Annotated in this window: 17 protein-coding genes; 1 reads left to right on the forward strand and 16 read right to left on the reverse strand. The window is 60.1% G+C overall.

The window, feature by feature from the left end; genetic code table 11:
- Nucleotides 1-8: 8 nt before the first annotated feature.
- The 13 genes from ACK2JC_RS04895 to ACK2JC_RS04955 all read right to left on the reverse strand — a co-directional run bounded on the left by ACK2JC_RS04895 (nt 9) and on the right by ACK2JC_RS04955 (nt 12,398).
- On the reverse strand, nt 9-758 hold the full coding sequence (locus ACK2JC_RS04895) for a DNA alkylation repair protein (protein ID WP_320936390.1): 750 nt from the start codon (nt 756-758) through the stop codon (nt 9-11).
- A gap of 11 nt (nt 759-769) precedes the next feature.
- Nucleotides 770-2,029, reverse strand: coding sequence for a coproporphyrinogen-III oxidase family protein (locus ACK2JC_RS04900; protein ID WP_227169165.1), 1,260 nt, complete (start codon nt 2,027-2,029; stop codon nt 770-772).
- Between the two features lie 27 nt (nt 2,030-2,056).
- Entirely contained in the window at nt 2,057-3,871 is a 1,815-nt protein-coding gene (gene lepA, locus ACK2JC_RS04905; RefSeq protein WP_092361830.1) for a translation elongation factor 4, read from the reverse strand.
- Between the two features lie 113 nt (nt 3,872-3,984).
- A complete protein-coding gene (locus tag ACK2JC_RS04910) occupies nt 3,985-5,274 on the reverse strand; it encodes a stage II sporulation protein P (RefSeq protein WP_320936391.1) in 1,290 nt (429 codons plus the stop codon).
- Nucleotides 5,275-6,174: 900 nt separating this feature from the next.
- Nucleotides 6,175-7,350: an iron-containing alcohol dehydrogenase gene (locus ACK2JC_RS04915; protein WP_320938070.1), complete on the reverse strand. Its 1,176-nt coding sequence runs from the start codon at nt 7,348-7,350 to the stop codon at nt 6,175-6,177.
- A gap of 39 nt (nt 7,351-7,389) precedes the next feature.
- Complete coding sequence (locus ACK2JC_RS04920; protein WP_092361836.1) at nt 7,390-7,650, reverse strand: EutN/CcmL family microcompartment protein; 261 nt, start codon at nt 7,648-7,650, stop codon at nt 7,390-7,392.
- On the reverse strand, nt 7,647-8,303 hold the full coding sequence (locus tag ACK2JC_RS04925; RefSeq protein ID WP_320938069.1) for a phosphate propanoyltransferase: 657 nt from the start codon (nt 8,301-8,303) through the stop codon (nt 7,647-7,649). The genes ACK2JC_RS04920 and ACK2JC_RS04925 overlap by 4 nt, the downstream gene beginning before the upstream one ends.
- A gap of 30 nt (nt 8,304-8,333) precedes the next feature.
- The gene (locus ACK2JC_RS04930; protein WP_007710069.1) at nt 8,334-8,630 is read right to left on the reverse strand and encodes a BMC domain-containing protein; all 297 of its coding nucleotides are present in this window, start codon (nt 8,628-8,630) and stop codon (nt 8,334-8,336) included.
- A complete protein-coding gene (locus ACK2JC_RS04935; protein ID WP_092361838.1) occupies nt 8,614-9,027 on the reverse strand; it encodes a BMC domain-containing protein in 414 nt (137 codons plus the stop codon). The genes ACK2JC_RS04930 and ACK2JC_RS04935 overlap by 17 nt, the downstream gene beginning before the upstream one ends.
- 104 nt (nt 9,028-9,131) lie before the next feature.
- Entirely contained in the window at nt 9,132-9,410 is a 279-nt protein-coding gene (locus ACK2JC_RS04940; RefSeq protein ID WP_092361840.1) for a BMC domain-containing protein, read from the reverse strand.
- A 34-nt stretch (nt 9,411-9,444) separates the two neighbouring features.
- Nucleotides 9,445-9,768 carry a BMC domain-containing protein gene (locus ACK2JC_RS04945; RefSeq protein WP_092361842.1) on the reverse strand — a complete coding sequence of 108 codons (324 nt, stop codon included), beginning with the start codon at nt 9,766-9,768 and terminating at the stop codon, nt 9,445-9,447.
- A 14-nt stretch (nt 9,769-9,782) separates the two neighbouring features.
- Complete coding sequence (locus ACK2JC_RS04950; protein ID WP_368271020.1) at nt 9,783-11,228, reverse strand: aldehyde dehydrogenase family protein; 1,446 nt, start codon at nt 11,226-11,228, stop codon at nt 9,783-9,785.
- Between the two features lie 12 nt (nt 11,229-11,240).
- A complete protein-coding gene (locus tag ACK2JC_RS04955; RefSeq protein WP_118754946.1) occupies nt 11,241-12,398 on the reverse strand; it encodes a class II aldolase/adducin family protein in 1,158 nt (385 codons plus the stop codon).
- Between the two features lie 305 nt (nt 12,399-12,703).
- Between ACK2JC_RS04955 and ACK2JC_RS04960 the strand changes: the two genes are divergently transcribed.
- Nucleotides 12,704-13,471 (forward strand): DeoR/GlpR family DNA-binding transcription regulator, encoded by a 768-nt coding sequence (locus ACK2JC_RS04960; RefSeq protein WP_092361846.1) that lies wholly within the window; start codon nt 12,704-12,706, stop codon nt 13,469-13,471.
- A gap of 93 nt (nt 13,472-13,564) precedes the next feature.
- Here the strand turns inward: ACK2JC_RS04960 and ACK2JC_RS04965 are convergent, their stop codons facing one another.
- The 3 genes from ACK2JC_RS04965 to ptsP are packed head-to-tail and all read right to left on the reverse strand — an operon-like array spanning nt 13,565 to nt 16,159.
- Nucleotides 13,565-14,104 carry a YcxB family protein gene (locus ACK2JC_RS04965; RefSeq protein ID WP_007710052.1) on the reverse strand — a complete coding sequence of 180 codons (540 nt, stop codon included), beginning with the start codon at nt 14,102-14,104 and terminating at the stop codon, nt 13,565-13,567.
- A 33-nt stretch (nt 14,105-14,137) separates the two neighbouring features.
- Nucleotides 14,138-14,410: an HPr family phosphocarrier protein gene (locus ACK2JC_RS04970; protein WP_092361850.1), complete on the reverse strand. Its 273-nt coding sequence runs from the start codon at nt 14,408-14,410 to the stop codon at nt 14,138-14,140.
- Nucleotides 14,411-14,437: 27 nt separating this feature from the next.
- Complete coding sequence (gene ptsP / locus ACK2JC_RS04975; RefSeq protein ID WP_320938596.1) at nt 14,438-16,159, reverse strand: phosphoenolpyruvate--protein phosphotransferase; 1,722 nt, start codon at nt 16,157-16,159, stop codon at nt 14,438-14,440.
- Between the last annotated feature and the right edge of the window lie 94 nt (nt 16,160-16,253).

A 16,253-nucleotide genomic window follows, 5' to 3' on the forward strand; every position in this document is an offset into this window, starting at 1 on the left:
TCCAGCCTCTAAGGCATTTCTCGTCTGTCAATTCCGCCGGCAGGCCCGGCCTGGCGCTTCATACTCCGGATCACCGCCCTGGTCTGCCCATCGATCCGCAGCGACTCACAAATCTTCTGCAGCGCCTTGTTGTAGGTCCAGTCGTCCAGATGGTTCTTCTCCAGATAGGGCATAACCCGCTCCGGCATCTTCACATAGAAAATGGACACGGCCCAGGCCACCGCCATCTTGGAATAGTACGCCTGGCTCCGAATCCGGTCCAGAGCGCCCAGCGCCCGGTCCACATAGTCCTCATCGATAAAATAATCCAAAAGCATCACCGCGCCGAACCGGCACTCGTACTCCAGCTCCGAGTCCAGATAGGGGGTCAGAAGCTCCCACATCTCCGCTTTATGCTTCCCGGCGATTTTTAACGTGCCGCAAAAGCTGTCGCACACCGCCCAGTTGTCGATCACCGGCACAAAGTCCCGTATGTACGCGGCCGCTTCCTCCCACGCTCCGGCTCCGGCGCCCACCACCATACCCCAGAGCAGGCGCTCCTCGTGGCAGGCTTCACCCTGCTGCCAGGCGGTTCTCACCTGGTCCACGTAACCGCGCCAGTCACCCTTTGCGATCTCCCGCGCCAGCCTGCGCAGGGCGGGCGTCCTGACGCCCAGCATATCCTCCACGCCGGGCAGCAGCTTACGGTTGAAATCCCGGTATCCCGGTTCCGCCAGTTCTTCCAGCCGGCGGCGAATCTCCGAACGTTCCAATGTCATTTGTATTCTCCTCACGCGGATGTGAGCAGGAATTCGCCGAGCACAAAATTGCTCACGTCCATTCCCCACTCGGTCAGCGACAGCCACACGCCCTCCCGCCTCAGCAGGCCGTTTTTCACCAGGCGCTCGATCACCGGGCCGTACACCGAGTCCAGCTTGACCCCGAAGGTGGCCACAAAATCGATCTCCGAGATGCCGCGGATCATCCGCAGCCCCAGAAACATGAATTCCTCCATCCGCGCCTCCCGGCTCAGGCGGGTAAACTGCGGCCGCAGGCGTTCCGCCCAGTCCTCCGCGGCAAAATCAAGCCCCAGATACCGCTCCAGGTCCCGCTCGTTGCAGAACCGGCAGCCGCCCAGAAAGGAGGAAGCTCCCAGCCCCAGGCCCAGATACTCCACCTCGGTCCAGTAGCCGACGTTGTGGCGGCACGCAAAGCCCGGCCGGGCATAGTTGGAAATCTCGTACCGCTCGTAACCCTGCTCCGCCAGAAACGTGCGGGTCAGGTGGTAGATCCGGTTCTCCTCCTCCTCGTCCGGCAGCTCCGGGTAATCCCTCCGGCGCAGGCCGAACCGGTCCGGCGCCTCCCCCGGGCAGGTACCGGGCTGGTGCGCGCTTTTTTCGGCCGTTTTCTCACATCCTGCGCCGTAGCGGTCCCAGAAGGGTGTGCCTTCCTCGATGATCAGGCTGTAGGCGGAAATGTGCTCCGGCTTCAGCATGGTCACCTTTTTTAAGGTATTCCGCCAGGACTCCAGGGTCTGGCCCGGGATGCCGCTCATCAGGTCCACGTTGATGTTGGCAAAGCCCGCCATCCTGGCGCACTGGAAGCTCTTTAAAAATTCTTCAAAGGAATGGATTCTGCCCAGATTCTCTAACTCCCGGTTGTCAGCGGACTGAAGGCCGATGCTGACCCGGTTGATCCCCGCGGCCCGGTAGATGTGGAGCTTGTTCTGCAGCAGGGTTCCGGGGTTCACCTCGATGGTGATCTCCGCGTCCTGGGCCACGTCAAAGGCCCGGCGCACGGCCAGGCAGACGTCCCGGATCAGCTCCGGTTCCAGGACAGAAGGGGTGCCCCCTCCAATGAATACGGTCACAACCTGGTATTCCTGGCAGGAGGCACCCTCCGCCTCGATCTCGCGTATGAGCTGTTCCACATACGCCTCGTGTACTGCCGCCAGCGTCCGGAAGGAAAGAAAATCACAGTACAGGCATTTCCGGGCGCAAAATGGGATGTGAATGTACAGCTCCAACGGTTTTTTCTGTTTTTTAGTCATAAATGTCTCATCTTCTCAGTTCTGTCTCTACTCGTCGTCCAGCTTCAAAACGCTCATAAACGCCTTCTGCGGAATCTCCACGTTGCCGATCTGGCGCATGCGCTTCTTGCCCTCCTTCTGCTTCTCCAACAGCTTGCGCTTACGGGAAATGTCGCCGCCGTAGCACTTGGCGAGCACGTCCTTGCGCACGGCCTTCACCGTCTCCCTGGCGATAATCTTGCCGCCGATGGCCGCCTGGATGGGGATCTCGAACAGATGCCTGGGAATCTCGTCCTTCAGTTTCTCACACATCCTGCGGCCCCGGTCGTAAGCCGATTCCGCGTGGACGATAAAGGACAGGGCGTCCACTTCCTCCCGGTTCACCAGGATGTCCAGCTTCACAAGCTCCGAGCGCTCATAGCCCTTCAGCTCATAATCAAAGGACGCATATCCCCGGGAGCGGGACTTCAGCGCGTCGAAAAAGTCGTAAATGATCTCGTTCAGGGGCAGCTCGTACTTCAGCAGGGCGCGGGTGGTCTCAATATATTCCATGCCCAGGTAAACGCCCCGGCGCTCCTGGCACAGGGTCATGATGGAGCCCACAAACTCCGTGGTCACCATGATCTCCGCGCTGACGATGGGCTCCTCCATGTAGTCGATCTCCGTGGGATCGGGCAGGTTGGTGGGGTTGGTCAGCTCGATCATCTCCCCGTTGTTCTTGTGTACCCGGTACACCACGCTGGGCGCGGTGGTCACCAGATCCAGGTTGTACTCCCGCTCCAGCCGCTCCTGGATGATCTCCAGATGCAGCAGTCCCAAAAAGCCGCAACGGAAGCCGAAGCCCAGAGCCACGGAGGTCTCAGGCTCGTAGAACAGGGAGGCGTCGTTGAGCTGCAGCTTCTCCAGCGCGTCCCTCAGATCGTTGTATTTTGCGCCGTCCGCGGGATAAAGGCCGCAGTACACCATGCTGGTCACCTTCTTGTAACCCGGCAGGGGCGCCGCGCAGGGGTTGTCCCGGTTGGTCACCGTGTCGCCCACCTGGGTATCCCGGACGTTCTTGATGCTGGCGGTGATATAACCCACCATACCCGCCGACAGCTCGTCGCAGGGGATAAACTGGCCGGCTCCGAAATAGCCCACCTCCACCACGTCCTCCTCGGCCCCCGTGGCCATCAGGCGGATGGGGGTGCCCCGCTTCACCGTGCCCTCCATGACGCGGCAGAAAATGATCACACCCTTGTAGGAGTCGTAAATGGAGTCGAAAATCAGCGCCTGAAGGGGAGCCTCGGGATCACCCGTGGGGGCCGGAATCTTCTCCACGATGGCCTCCAGCACCGCCTCCACGTTCTCGCCGGTCTTGGCGGAAACCCTGGGCGCGTCGCTGGCGTCCAGGCCGATCACGTCCTCGATCTCAGCCGCCACGTGGTCCGGCTGGGCGCTGGGCAGATCCACCTTGTTGATCACGGGAAATACGTCCAGATCGTGGTCCAGAGCCAGATACACGTTGGCCAGGGTCTGGGCCTCGATGCCCTGGGAGGCGTCCACCACCAGGATGGCGCCGTCGCAGGCCGCCAGGCTTCTGGACACCTCGTAGTTAAAGTCAACGTGTCCCGGAGTGTCGATCAGGTTGAAAATGTACTCGCAGCCGTCCTTAGCCTTGTAAACGGTGCGCACGGCCTGAGATTTGATGGTGATGCCGCGCTCCCGCTCCAGGTCCATATTGTCGAGAATCTGTTCCTGCATCTCCCGGCTGGTCAAAAGGCCGGTTTTCTCAATAATCCGGTCCGCCAGGGTGGATTTGCCGTGGTCGATATGGGCGATGATACAAAAGTTGCGAATTTTGCTCTGGTCAACGATTGACATGTTTTATCCTCTTTCTTATGGTTTAAAAATGGAACGGTTCAGACGCGGCGCTCGAAACCAACTTTTCCGCCATCTGAACTGTTGCCTGGATTGGAGGGCAGCGCGCCCTCCGCTTACTGAATAGTATCATTTTTTCGGCTACTTTGCAACACCATATCCAAAAGTTCTGACAGCGGCTCCATGGCGTTTCTGGCCTCCTCGTAGGTGTTGGTCTGGGCTCCCACTTCGATCAGAGCGGAGCGGGGGCGCAGGTGGAGGTTGTAGCGCAGTCCCTTCAAATAAATCTTGCGCGTAAATCCCGGATAATATGCCTGGGCGTCCAGCTGCATCTGGAAGCTGAAGGCCAGATTCTGCTCCCGGTAAGGATTTTGCAGGTACTCGATGGGCCCCTCCGGCGTCTGGCTCATGCCGTTGAAAAACATGATCTGCGCGGTCGGTTTACCGTCCACATCCGTCACCAGGTGAAGGCTCTCCCCCACGCCGTCCCGGTGGATGTCCAGCACCACCTGCACCGACGGATTTTCCTCCAGGATCTTGCTGATCCCATCGTACGCATATGTATAAGCCTTGCTGCGGTCCAGCTTCCCGTCCACCAGGTCGTACACCGAGGTGTCGTGGATCACGTTGTAGCCCTTTGCCGTCAAAAGCTCGGTCAGGTAATTTCCGATCCCCACCACGGTCTCCCCCGGCCCCGAGTCCTTAAACGCCTCCTGGGAGTGGGTGTGGTAGATCAGAATCTGGGGTTGGCTGTTATCCTCCCCGATGGAGAGATCCTCGCCCAGAAGCCGCGCCGCGCTTATCTCATCCCGCCCCGCCGTGGTGGAGGTGTGAACGCTGTAAAAATGCTTCATCAAAAAATCATAGTCCGCCAGCTGCTCCATCACATAGGTAGGCCCGGTCACCGCCCGTGAGGTAACCCCCACCAGCGCCGCCCCTGCCGGCACGGCTCCCGCGTCCGTCTCCCCCTGGGCCAGCGCCTGCGCCCCGCCCGCGTTCTGGTCCGCGCCGTTGTCTCCCGCCTGACCGGCCGTTGTACCGCCGTTTTGTGTTTCGCCGTTCTCCGCCTTAGTTTCCCCCGTTTCCTCGTTGCCATACCAGGCCAGGTACTGGTGTTCCTCGTAAAATGTTTTAACCGCCTCATACTGCCGGTAGGCCGGGTCCGGATCGCCGGTCTCCCATCCGTCTCCGATGCGCCCACCCGTTCCCCCGCTCCCCGGCCGGGCCTGATGCCACACATAATCCACCAGCCACCGGCCGCCGGTTTCCACAGCGCGCCGGCAGGCGTCCCGGTCCAGATTCTCCGCCGCCGTCCCGGCAGCCCGACCTGCCAGCAAAAGGACCAGAATCAGCCCGGTACCGGCCGCAAACCACCGGATACCTCCCGCCAGACCTCTTCTCCTCACAATGCCTCACGTCCCTTCACCCGCAGATTCTTGCGTTCAACCGCATTACTATAATCATATGCGGGAGGAGGGTGGGAATTGCAAGGAAGATGTGGGGGGATGCAGCCGTTCGTGAGAGGCGGGGGAACAGGGGGGGAGGTTCCAAGCTCCGCGGTAGGAGAGTCTAAGGCCCAAGGGGGCGGGAAAGACGGGCACCGCTCCGAGCTCCAGCGCCGGCCTGATGCCGGCCCCTCCGCCTCCGCTTTGCTCCGGGCTTTGAGAGCCCTGCGCAATCCCGCCTTTCCCGCCCCCTTGGACCTAAGACTCTCCAAACCGCTCCACAGTCACCCCCCCCCCTGTTCCCCCGCCTCTCACCCACTACGCGTTCTCTCTTTTCTCCGCTTGCATTCCCACATTTTGGGAGGGGAGACGCCAGCCCAAAATAATACTCGTAACGTTAGCTTGTTATTTCTTATTTATAATATGGACCAAAAAGTTCCTGGACAGAGCTGCCTCATCGTCAGCGGCCCTATCCGGGAACTTTCAAAAGGAACATTTTATCAACTTAAGGTCGGAACATAGTACGAATACAACCCAAACCCCAGCGGCCCTCCTTTCCGCCACCCCAGGGGAGGAAGTTGAGGGAGTGCTTTCGACCCCTAGCGGGTGAGAGTCAGGGGAGCGGGGGCTGGGGTGACTGTGTAGCGGTTCGCAGCGTCTTAGGCGGAATCGGCGCGAAAAGGTGGGATTGCGCAGGGCTTACAAAGCCCGGAGCAAAGCGTAGGCGGAGGGGCCGGCATCAGGCCGGCGCCGGAGCTCGGAGCGGTGCCCGCCTTTTCGGGTCGATTCCGCCTTAGACGCTGCCACCGCGGAGCCCTGGAACCCCAGACCCCGCTCCCCTGACTCTCACGAACGGATGCATCAATCCCCTCCCTTCCAAGCCTCCCCATAAACCCTCATCACCTGCTCCCTGTCAGCCCTCACCAGATTATCCCCCATACAAAAATCCCTCACCGCCAAATCCGCCAACTCCCCAAACTTCTCCGGATCCACCCCCCTAAGCTCCTTCAGCGTCTGCGGCATCCCCAAAGCTTTCGAAAAGGTACGAACATATCTCACACACGCCTCCGCCGCCTTCCCATCCGCCATTTTCGCCGCCCCCGGCAGCTCAAGCGCCTCAGCGATCCGCTGGAAGCGTCCACAGGTTTCGGCCGATTTCCCGTTAAACCTCATCCCGTAAGGCAACAACACGCTGTTGCAAATCCCATGGGGCAGGTTAAAATGTCCGCCCAAGGCATGGGCCATGGCGTGTACGATCCCCAGCCCCGCGTTGGAAAAAGCCATACCCGCCGTGTACTCGACGTAGGCCATCATCTCCCTGGCCTTCACGTCCTGCCCGTCCTTCACGGCGGCAGGCAGATAATCCTTGATCACGCGGATTGCCCACATGGCGTCCTTGTCCGTAAACGGCGTGGCCCGGACGGACAGCACAGCCTCGATGGCGTGGGTCATGGCGTCCATCCCCGTGGAGGCCGTCAGCCCCGGCGGCATGGTCATCATGAAGTCCACGTCGTTGACTGCAATGCTCACCATGCAGTTGGTGTCCATGATGCACATCTTGGAGTGGGTGGCCGGGTTGGTCACAATGTAGAAGGACGTCACCTCCGAGCCGGTGCCCGCCGTGGTGTTCACCGCCACAATGGGAAGTCCGGGCCGGGCGGACAAATCCACGCCCTCGTAGTCCTCCACCCGGCCGCCGTTGGCGATGACGATGCTCACCGCTTTGGCCGTGTCGATGGCCGAGCCGCCGCCCACCGCCACCAGAAAATCCACCTCCAGGGCCCTGGCCGCCTGGATGCAGTCATTCACCACCTGGATGGTGGGGTTGGGCTGGACCAGATAGAAAACGGCGTACTCCGCTCCCGCCGCCAGTATCTGCTCTCCCACCCGGTCCGCCGCCTTGTGCTCAAACAGAAACCGGTCCGTCACAATCAGCCCTCTGCGGTAGCCGCGCTTTTTCAGCTCGCCCTGCAGCAGCCCGATGGAGCCTCTGCCGAAAAAGCTGGTCGTCACCGCGTTAATTCTCTCTCTGCCCATATCGATTCCTTCTCTCCTGCTTCAGATATGATTTCAACCTTATTTGCCCAGCTGAGGCGGGGCATCCACAATCCCCACCACGTAGGCGTCCACCGGAGCCGAGCGGTCCAGCGCGTGCTGGGTGGTCTCGTCCGTGGTCACCAACACCAGCTCGCCGATGCCCGCGCCGATGGTGTCAGCCGCCACAAACAGCTGGGACTTGTCCCCGAAATAGGGTTCCACCAGCAACAGCTTAAACCCCACCAGGTTCCGGCATTTCCGGGTCGACACCACCGTACCGCGAATTGTTCCCAAAATCATCTGGTTCCCTCCTTTACCAGTTCCAGCAGCTGGCCCTGTTTGAGCCGGAACGCGTTGGCGTCGTCCGTGTCCACGTGAAAATCCAGCCGTCCCTTTTCCGAAACCCGGATCACCACCTGGCCCATGAGGCCGCCCCTGGGGCCGCCCACCCGGACCGATACCCGCTCCCCGTCCTCCACGCCAAACCAGCGCGCGTCCTCCGGCGTCATATGGATATGGCGATCCGCGATTATGAGACCTGCGCTCAGCTCCAGAACGCCCGCCGGTCCCTTAACCGTGATTCCCGGCGTGCCCGACAGCTGCCCCGAGGTGCGCACGGGCGCGTCGATTCCCAGCTTCAGGCAGTCCGTTCCCGACAGCTCCACCTGGCTGGCCGGGCGCTCCGGGCCCAGCACCCGCACTCTGGCGATGGAACCTCTGGGGCCTGTCAACTCCACCTGCTCCTCGCAGGCAAACTGGCCCGGCTGGCTCAACGGCTTCATGGGCCTCAACCGGTGGCCGGGGCCAAACAGCGCCTCCACAGCCTCCTTGGTCAGATGAATGTGGCGGGCTGATATTCCCACCGGCACCTGGTAATACCCACCGGCAAACTCCCGGACCTGGGCGGCCACCAGCTCTGCCACAAGGGCCGCCATGTTCTCTCTATCCCACATTTAAATCGCTCCGTTCTTTTGCGCTGCAGTTTATTTCAAAAAGGGCAGAATTGCGCCCACGGAACCGTGGGGTCTGGGGATCACATGGACCGCCACCAGCTCGCCGATTCTGGAAGCGGACTCCTGACCGGCCTCCACTGCGGCCTTCACCGCGCCCACATCTCCCTGCACCATCACGGTCACCAGGCCGGAGCCGATCTTTTCCGTGCCCACCAGCTCCACGTCCGCCGCCTTCAGCATGGCGTCCGCCGCCTCGATGGACGCGGTCAGTCCTCTCGTCTCGATCATTCCCAGCGCCAGCATTCCTCTTTTAATTCCCTCTGCCATTTTTTGTTCTCCTCTCTCGCTTTAAATCCCGGGGATTTTCCCCTGTCTTGTGATCCGCTGCCGTCTGTTTTTCTCCGGCTGCGGCTTTTTCCGCCTCATGGCTTTCAATCATGTTCAAAAGCTTCAACACCTGGGGGTGGGGATTGCTGATGGTCACCGCCACCTTGACGTTGTGTTCCCCCACGATCCTGCCGGCGGCCCTGGCAGCCTCCATGGCCGCCTCCACGCCGGAGGTTGAGCCCGCCAGCACCGTGTGGCACATCTTGCCGCCCAGCCGCTTGTGGCAGCTCACCAGCTCCACCTGCGCGGCCTTAAGCGCCTGATCCACCACCACCACCGTGTTGGCAAAATAACTGACCTCCAATACACCTATGGCGCTCTGCCTCAAATTGATCACGCCCCTATCTCTGCTCGTCTATGCCTGTACAGGCCGCCGTCCGGTCGATCTGCCCCAGCGCCGCCGGCCATTGGTCTGCCGCCATCCACCGGTCACGCAAGCTCTCACTTAAGCCCCGGCAGAATTTTCCGGATGTCGTCGTGAGGTCTGGGAATCACATGAACCGCCACCAGTTCGCCGATCCGGGAGGCCGCCGCTTCCCCCGCCTCGGTGGCTGCCTTCACCGCGCCCACCTCGCCGGTCACAATCACGGTCACCAGACCGGAGCCGATCTTCTCCGTGCCCACCATCTCCACATCCGCCGCTTTCAGCATGGCGTCCGCCGCCTCGATGGACGCGGTCAGCCCTCTTGTCTCAATCATTCCAATCGCTGTTGCTGCCATAATTTTTTTCCTCCTGATTTATAGCGGTCCCTGATCACTCCGCCTCTTCTTGAAATTTCACTTTTGAGATACACGATAACGCTTTTGTCCCGTCGTAGGGCCGTTCGATCACTTCCACCAGCACATCCTCCGGCCGGTTCAGCTTAAGCGCGGCTCTGCGGGCGACCTCGCAGGCTACCTTCACGTCGTCCACGCTGCCCGCGAACTTCACCTGGGCCGTCAGCGGGATGAACGCGGAGGCGTCCTTGGGGTTGATGGTGTCGATGCCGATGATCTCAATATCCGCCGCCTTGCACGCCCTGTCCATGGCGTACAGCACCGCGCCGTACCCGGCGCACTCCAGAAAGCCGATGGCCATACCGTCTCACCTCCCTAGATGATCCGCAGGCCGCCCTCCGCCAGCATACAGCGGCGGCGCCTGGTAAAGCTTCTGGCGCAGGTCAGGCCCTCGCCTGTGGGACCCGCGATGGTCATGGTGGTGTGTCCTTCCCCGCCGATGCCAAGCCCCCTCAGGGTGGCCCCGTTTTTCACATAGATGGTCGTCTCGATTTCTTTTCCAAATTTTGTCATATTGTAGACGTTGGTGGAAAAAATGCTGGAGGTGTGGCGGTTTCCCTGCTCCGCCTCCACACTGCACTGAATACACTCGTCAAAGGTGCGGCAGCGCACGATGGGAAGCACCGGCATCAGCTGTTCCACCATCACGTAGGGATGGCATTTGGGAACGTCGCAGATCAAAAGTCTGGTGTTCTCATGCCCTGAAACGCCGATGGCCTTCAAAAACAGACCTGCGTCCTTGCCCACCCATTTCTTGTTGACCTCGTATTTCCCGTCCTTCTGGATCAGGGCCAGCTTCACGATGGCCTCGGTCTCGGCCGGTGTGAGCAGATAGGCGCCCTGCTCCACCAGACCGCGGATCAGTCCGTCCGCGGACGCCTCCATCACGAACACTTCTTTCTCCGCAAAGCAGAACAGGTTGTTGTCAAAGGAAGCGCCCCAGTAAAGCTCCCGGGCGGCCAGCTTCACATCCGCCGTGTCGTCCACGATCACCGGCGGATTGCCCGCCCCTGCGCCGATGGTCTTTTTGCCGGAGCGCAGCAGGGCGTTCACCATCCCCATGCCTCCGGTTCCCACCATCAGGCGGATCTTGGGGCTGGAGGTCATCTTGTTCACAGCGTCCATGGTGGGTTCCCGCTGCATGGTGATCAGATTGGCAGGCCCGCCGTTCTCCACAATGGTCTTGTGCAGCAGCTGCAGACAGAAGGCGCAGCACTTTTTCGCTCCCGGGTGCACGTTGAACACCACGGAATTTCCGCCTGCAATCATGCTGATGGTGTTGTGGATCACCGTCTCCGTGGGGTTGGTGGAGGGTGTGATGGCCCCGATCACCCCGAAGGGCGCGTATTCCTCGATCATCAGCCCCCCGTCCCCGGAAATGGCGTCCGTGGTCAGGCATTCCACGCCGGGCGTCTTGTCCGCCACTGCCAGATGCTTTTCAACCTTGTCCTCCATCCGGCCCATGCCGGTCTCGTCCCGCACCATCTGCGCCAGTGTGCGCGCGTTCTCCCTGGCCATCACGCGGATGGCCTCGATCACCCGCCTGCGGTCCTCCACTTTATAATGGAAGGCCCACTCCCGCCCCGCCGCGTAGGCGGCGCCGATGGCGTCCTCCACCCGCTCGAAAACTCCGTTATCGCCCCGGGGGCCCGGGGTGCCGGGCGCGGGCGGGTACGCTCCCCCGGCGATTGTTCCCTGCTGCTCCATCGCCGCCATGACCTGGCGCACGATGCGTTCAATATCCCTGGTCTCTATCTCCATCTGCAACCTCCCCTATGCCTTCAGCTGTCCCACAACCCGCCTTACGATTTCCGCAATCAAGGCTTCCTTGTCCTCGGGGCCGGGACCGGTGGACGGGCTGCCGGGACCGGCTGCCGCATTTGCCAAACCGGCTCCCGCGCCCAAACCGCCGCCCGACATCTTCCCGGAATCTCCCGGCCGCACCAGCGGCGTCACGCCTTTAAGCGTCGCCTGCGGTCCGGTCTGTGTCTCTCCGGCCGCCGCGCAGCTCCCGCAGGGGCTTGCCGTCCGCTCTGCTCCGGTCACTGCCGGTTTTCCTCCGACCGCCGCGTAGCTCCCGCAGGGCACGCCTGCAAGCTCTGCTCCGGTCACAGCCGTTTTCCCTCCGGCCGCCGCGCAGTTCCCACAAGAAACTCCTGCCAGCTCCGCTCCGGCCGCAGCCGGTTTCTCCCCAGCCGCCGCGCAGCTTTCGCAGACCTTCGTCAGCTGGCCGCCGTTCATGCAGGGCGGGACGCCCCCGCCGGTGATGCCCATGTTCTTGCGGATTTCCAGCAGCCGGTCCACCTGCTCGCAGGACAGATGGTTCTGCTGGCCGATGATATTTCCGGTGTACATAAGGATGGTGGCGTAATACTCCACCGACTCCAGGCGGTAGAACGCCTGGTAAATGTCGTCTCCCCAGGTAAGCGCTCCGTGGTTTGCCAGCAGCACCCCGTTATAGTGGTTGACAAAGGGAGCGATGGAATCCGGCACCTCCTGGGTTCCCGGAGTCGCGTACCGGGCCACCGGGATGGTGCCCAGGCTCAGAATGGCCTCGGTCAGAATCGCCGCGTCCAAGGGCTGGCCCGCAATGGCAAAGCACGTAGCCATGGGCGGATGGGCGTGGGTCACCGCCTGCAGCCTGGGGTTCTCCTGGTAGACCCGCAGGTGCATCTTGATCTCCGAGGACGGTTTTAACCGCCCCATCAGCACCTTTCCGTCCAGATCCATTTTCACCAGCATGTCCTGGGTCATGAAACCCTTGGAAACCCCTGTGGGCGTGGTCCAGATGGTGTTGGGCCCCACCCGGCAGCTGATGTTGCCGTCGTTGGATGCGACAAAGCCCTTGGCGTACATTCGCCGCCCGATATCCAGGATCGCCTTCTTCGCCTCGAAGTCCGATTTGTATTTCATGCCCTGAATCGTCATCATGTTTTCACTCACCTCTGCTCTCTAAAAAGTTATCTCCTCAACCAACACGAAACATTCTCAATCCCGCGCTTCGGACCTGGGTCCGCACGGGCTGATAACCATATTATATTGTGTTTGTATTGTTTTGTCAACATTTTGTTTTTGATTGTTTTTGATTCTTTTTGTTTTTGCCAATTTTTTAATATATTTCTTTTGTATTTGCCAGCAAACAACAGCTTGTAAACGCATTTTCTATTTGAGTTTTCTTTTCTTTATGCTATAATAAAAGAAAATCTTTATGGATATCTCCATAAAAAGGAGGCTATATGCTTGCCGTAACCCGTAAATCCGAAATTAAAGATATTGTACTGGAAAAAAAGAGCGTAACCGTCACCGAACTGGCCAAGATTTTCTCCGTCACCGAGGAGACGATCCGCAGGGACTTAAAACAGCTGGAGAGCGAGGGATTTCTGACCCGCACTTACGGCGGCGCCTTCATACAGGACGGCGTCGAGAACAACATTGACTTATCCATCCGCGAAACCGCCTATTTGAAGAACAAACAGGCCATCGCCTCCCGATGCCGGGAGCTGATCCACAACGGCGACTCCATCTTTCTCGATTCTTCCACCACCACCCTGACCATCGCCAAGGCCATAAGCGACATGCGCCTGACTGTGGTGACCAACTCCCTGATGATTATCAACGAGCTGTGTGACAAAGCCAATATTCATCTTATCGCCATCGGCGGCAACTATACTCCGAGGGAAAAAGCTTTCAACGGCCTCAGCACCCAGGCCTGTCTGGAAACCTTTTATCTGGACAAGACCTTCATGTCCTGCCGCAGCCTGTCCATGGAGCACGGAATCACCGATTCCCTGGAATCCGTGGCCGCCGTCCGCCAGTCCTTAGCCCAGCGGAGCAAGGAAGTGTATCTGGTGGCCGATTTTTCGAAATTTGACAAGACCAGCTTCATCCACATCACGGACTTCGACGCCATCACCGGCCTGGTGACGGACCGGAAGCTGAGCAGCCAGTGGGTGGATTTTCTGAACAGCCACAATGTGGCGGTGTACGAGGCGCAGAACGAGTAGATGGGCCAGAGAACCGAAGCCCGAAAACGGATATTTGACCGCAAAAAGCCGGAACCCCGGGTATGGGATTCCGGCTCTTTCGTCTGTCCCGCTTTACCGGAATACAGAGCGCTTCAGGGGATAAAAACGCTCCGGAATCTTTTCCTTGACCATTTCCCTAAACTGATCCACCTTTTTTGTGTTTCCCATGCCGCGTTTGGGCAGAATGACAGCCTCTCTCCGGTTCAGCTGGATCACAAACACGTCCTTAAGCTCCTCCAGCTTTGTCACCTCGCCCCACGGGTTGCTGCCCGACTCGCCGGTGGACCGGTTGCAGAAGGTCAGACCTTCCTCGTCCGCCACGATCTGGCGCTCGGCCTTAAATCCGGACAGATACGCGTCCTTGTACTTTGAAACGTTGATCTCCATGGTGATAACAGCGGCCGGGAAGGACACGGCCACCAGCAGGGCGCACACATGGACGATCCGGGTCAGCTCGATCACACCGGTCAGATCCAGGACGATCAGGCCGGTAAATACCAGCCACACCACCAACAGGATAATCCGCCTTATCCAGGAATTTCCAAATGTCCGGCTCACCATCATCTGGTGGTAGTCCTCCAGGGACATCTTAAAGTTAAACACCATTCTCATATGCAATCAACCTCTCTGATTTTTACTGGTTTCTCACTCGCCGAATCCGGAATCGATCAGCGCAATGAGCGCGTCCACCGCCTCCTGCTCGTCGTCGCCCTTGGCCGTGATCTCCACCTCTTCCCCCTGGCACAATCCCAGGGACAGCAGGAAGATAATGCTCTTGGCGTTGGCCTCATCGTCCTCCTCGTCCACTCTGCGGATCGTGATGCTGGAGCTGAATTTGCCGGCCGCCTGCACAAAATCAGAAGCCGGGCGGGCGTGAAGCCCTGTCTTATTCTTAATTACCGTAGTCCCTTTTACCATAACTGTATTTACCTCTTTCCTATCGATTTATAAAATGTCCTGCAGCTCGCTTGTCAGGTACTCCTGAATCTCAGCCGCGGTCTCCATGTCGCATACCCTGCAGGCGATCTCCCGGGCGCGGGAAATGGTCATGCCGGTGATCATCTTCTTGGTCTGGGCCACGAAGGCCCGCCCCATGCTCAGTTTTCTCATCCCCAGGCCCACCAGCACGGCCGCGGCCAGCTCGTCTCCGCCCAGCTCCCCGCACACGCAGATGGGTTTACCCGCCCGGTTGAAGGTCTCCACCACCGTGCGGATCAGGCGGAACATGGCCGGGTGGTATTTCTGGTAATACGTGCTGACCGCCGGGTTCATGCGGTCCACCGCGGTGGCGTACTGGCAGAGATCGTTGGTGCCGATGCTGGCAAAATCCACCTCCCGGACCGCCATGTCCGCGATCAGCGCGATGGAGGGAATCTCGATCATGATGCCGGTCCTGACGGTTCCAAAGGGTTTACCCTCGGCCTTCAGCTCCTCCCCAACCTCCCGCAGCGCGGCTTTTGCCCTGCGGATATCGTCCATGCTGCCCACCATGGGGAACATGATCCAAAGATCCCCCGCCACGGCGGCCCTCAGCGCGGCCCGAAGCTGGGTCTTAAAAATCTCCGGGTAGGTGAAGCACAGGCGCAGCGCCCGGTTTCCCAGGAAGGGGTTCTCTTCCTTCGGCAGCTCCAGGCAGTCCAGCTTCTTGTCCCCGCCGATGTCCAGAGTCCGCAGAGTCACCGGCCGCCCTTCAAAGGCCTTCAGAACCCTGGTGTAAATCTCCACCTGCTCGTCCTCCCCGGGCAGGGTATCCCGGCCCATGTAGAGGAATTCAGATCGGAACAGGCCCACGCCGTCGGTGAAACAGGCGGCCTCCAGCTCCTCCGGGGAGGCGGAACCGATGTTGAGCTCCACGTCGATGCGGACACCGTCCCTGGTAACCGGCTCTGCGCCCTGGTATTTTTTCGTCTCCCGGGCGTGAATCCGGCAGGCTTCGCCCTTCTTCTCCAGGGCCGCAGTCTCCTCCGGGGACAAATCCGTGGCCAGGACTCCGTCGATGGCGTCAACGCCCACTACCTGTCCGTCCGTCAGAAGGTTCATGGCATCGCTCACGCCCAAAAGGGCCGGAATCTCATAGCTCCTGGCAATGATCGCGGTGTGGGAGGTAGCCCCTCCAACCTCCGTCACAATGGCCAGAACCATCTCACGTTTCAGGGAAGCGGTGTCCGACGGGAACAGATCCTGGGCCACCACGACCACAGGCTCCGTGAGCGCGCCTAAGTTTACCTCCCCGGCTCCGTCGCAGCTGCGCAGAAGGCGAAGCCGCACATCCTTCATATCCGCGATGCGCTCCCGGATCATGTCGTCCTTCACCCGGCTCAGCATCTTGATAAACTTGGAAAATGCACGGTCAACCGCCCATTTCACATTGTAATATTCGTCCCGGATCAGCCCGGACACCATCTCATCCAGCGCCGGATCGGCCAGAATCTCCGCGTGAGCCCCAAGGATCGCCGCCTTGTCCGCGTCGCCCTCTCCCAGCCGCTCCCGCATGGCGGAAAGCTCGGCTCCGGCCCGCTCCCTGGCGGCCTGGTAGGCGGCTAACTCCTCCTCCACCTGTTCCGGGCGGATGCTGGTCTGTTCCACCACGGCCTGGTAGGGAACGTACTTGTAAACCCTGCCCACCGCCGCGCCTTTGGACACCGGATTTCCCTGATGTGTAACCATGTTTGTCTCCTCCTCAAAGCCAATCTGTTCTCCACGGGAAAAGTCCGTGGTCAAAAATGCTGCACTGCCGTTTAAACAGTGCAGCATTTTCAGT

Source organism: Enterocloster lavalensis (assembly GCF_046603895.1).
GTDB lineage: Bacteria > Bacillota > Clostridia > Lachnospirales > Lachnospiraceae > Enterocloster > Enterocloster lavalensis.

Bases quoted from the DNA above. Each gene is read 5' to 3' on its own strand.
- ACK2JC_RS04895 (WP_320936390.1), bottom strand. From the start codon at position 758: ATGACATTGGAACGTTCGGAGATTCGCCGCCGGCTGGAAGAACTGGCG.
- ACK2JC_RS04900 (WP_227169165.1), bottom strand. From the start codon at position 2,029: ATGACTAAAAAACAGAAAAAACCGTTGGAGCTGTACATTCACATCCCA.
- lepA (WP_092361830.1), bottom strand. From the start codon at position 3,871: ATGTCAATCGTTGACCAGAGCAAAATTCGCAACTTTTGTATCATCGCC.
- ACK2JC_RS04915 (WP_320938070.1), bottom strand. From the start codon at position 7,350: ATGGGCAGAGAGAGAATTAACGCGGTGACGACCAGCTTTTTCGGCAGA.
- ACK2JC_RS04920 (WP_092361836.1), bottom strand. From the start codon at position 7,650: ATGATTTTGGGAACAATTCGCGGTACGGTGGTGTCGACCCGGAAATGC.
- ACK2JC_RS04925 (WP_320938069.1), bottom strand. From the start codon at position 8,303: ATGTGGGATAGAGAGAACATGGCGGCCCTTGTGGCAGAGCTGGTGGCC.
- ACK2JC_RS04930 (WP_007710069.1), bottom strand. From the start codon at position 8,630: ATGGCAGAGGGAATTAAAAGAGGAATGCTGGCGCTGGGAATGATCGAG.
- ACK2JC_RS04940 (WP_092361840.1), bottom strand. From the start codon at position 9,410: ATGGCAGCAACAGCGATTGGAATGATTGAGACAAGAGGGCTGACCGCG.
- ACK2JC_RS04945 (WP_092361842.1), bottom strand. From the start codon at position 9,768: ATGGCCATCGGCTTTCTGGAGTGCGCCGGGTACGGCGCGGTGCTGTAC.
- ACK2JC_RS04950 (WP_368271020.1), bottom strand. From the start codon at position 11,228: ATGGAGATAGAGACCAGGGATATTGAACGCATCGTGCGCCAGGTCATG.
- ACK2JC_RS04955 (WP_118754946.1), bottom strand. From the start codon at position 12,398: ATGATGACGATTCAGGGCATGAAATACAAATCGGACTTCGAGGCGAAG.
- ACK2JC_RS04960 (WP_092361846.1), top strand. From the start codon at position 12,704: ATGCTTGCCGTAACCCGTAAATCCGAAATTAAAGATATTGTACTGGAA.
- ACK2JC_RS04965 (WP_007710052.1), bottom strand. From the start codon at position 14,104: ATGAGAATGGTGTTTAACTTTAAGATGTCCCTGGAGGACTACCACCAG.
- ACK2JC_RS04970 (WP_092361850.1), bottom strand. From the start codon at position 14,410: ATGGTAAAAGGGACTACGGTAATTAAGAATAAGACAGGGCTTCACGCC.
- ptsP (WP_320938596.1), bottom strand. From the start codon at position 16,159: ATGGTTACACATCAGGGAAATCCGGTGTCCAAAGGCGCGGCGGTGGGC.